This is a genomic window from Rhizobium sp. SEMIA 4085 (assembly GCF_013004495.1).
GTDB lineage: Bacteria > Pseudomonadota > Alphaproteobacteria > Rhizobiales > Rhizobiaceae > Rhizobium > Rhizobium gallicum.
In genome coordinates this window covers 1-1147 of record NZ_JABEPH010000676.1, presented here as the reverse complement: position 1 = coordinate 1147, position 1147 = coordinate 1, and the positions used below count along the sequence as shown (strand labels likewise).

The following is a 1147-nucleotide window of genomic DNA, read 5'->3' as shown; positions in this document are numbered from 1 at the left end:
ATGATCCCCGATATGAAAATGCGCGTCGTCAACGTCGTCGACCTTTTGGCGCTGCAGGCCAAGGAGCAGCATCCGCACGGCCTGGAGCACGGTGAATTCGACCGCATCTTCACAAAGGACAAGCCGGTGATCTTCGCCTATCACGGCTATCCCTATCTCATCCACCGGCTGACCTATAAACGCACAAACCACGAAAACATCCACGTGCGCGGCTTCATCGAGGAAGGAACGACGACGACGCCTTTCGACATGACGGTGCTGAACGAGCTCGACCGCTTCCATCTCGCCATCGAGGCCATCGAGCGCGTGCCGGGATTGAAGGAGAAGGTGCCGGACGTCCTCGACCGGCTGCATCTGAAACTCGCCGAACACCACGCCTACGTCCGGGAATATGGCGAGGACATGCCCGAGGTCAGAAACTGGAAGTGGCCGGCGTCATGAGCCGGGCGGCGGCGGACCCTGCCATTTCGAGGCTCCGCCGAACTCCAAGCACGCCGGCGCGCACAAAGACCGTCCCGCAGATTGCCGTCCGCGTTTTTCCGCCTATCCTTCATGCATGATAGAGGAGGATCAAGCCATGCCCTTCATCCACACCCCCGACGCGTCCGCCAGCGAGAAGACCGCGTCCATGTACGCGTCCGCCGAAACGAACTATGGCTATCTGCCAAACATGTACCGCGCCTTCGGGCACCGGCCCGAGGTGATGGAGAACTGGGGTGCCCTGCTTTCGAGCATCCGCAGTCATATGAGCCCCAGGCGCTACGAGCTGGTGACGCTGGCGGCGGCCAAGGAGCTCAAGTCCTCGTATTGCATGCTAGCGCACGGTTCCGTGCTGTTGCGCGAGGGCTTCACCAATGACGGGCTGGCGGCCGTGGCGAACGAGACGGAAAAGGCGCCGATCGATGCCGTCGAGCGCGCCGTCATGGCCTTTGCCGCCAAAGTGGTGCGCGACGCGACCTCGGTGACGCAGCAGGATGTCGACGGGTTGAAAAAGCACCAGCTCACCGATGCCGAGATCTTCGACATCACCGCGGCGGCGGCAGCCCGCTGCTTCTTCTCGAAGATGCTGGATGCACTGGGTGCGGCACCGGACCATGTCTATGCCGAACGGCGCGACCCCCATCTCCGCCAGGCCCTCCCCGTCGGC

Annotated in this window: 1 protein-coding gene and 1 pseudogene; both read left to right on the top strand. The window is 62.6% G+C overall.

Annotated features, from left to right (window positions below; translation table 11 throughout):
* Positions 1–441: pseudogene (locus C9413_RS32300) on the top strand (phosphoketolase); the annotation flags it as partial.
* Between the two features lie 136 nt (positions 442–577).
* A partial coding sequence (locus C9413_RS32295; RefSeq protein ID WP_170251592.1) for a carboxymuconolactone decarboxylase family protein occupies positions 578–1147 on the top strand: 570 nt, incomplete at its 3' end.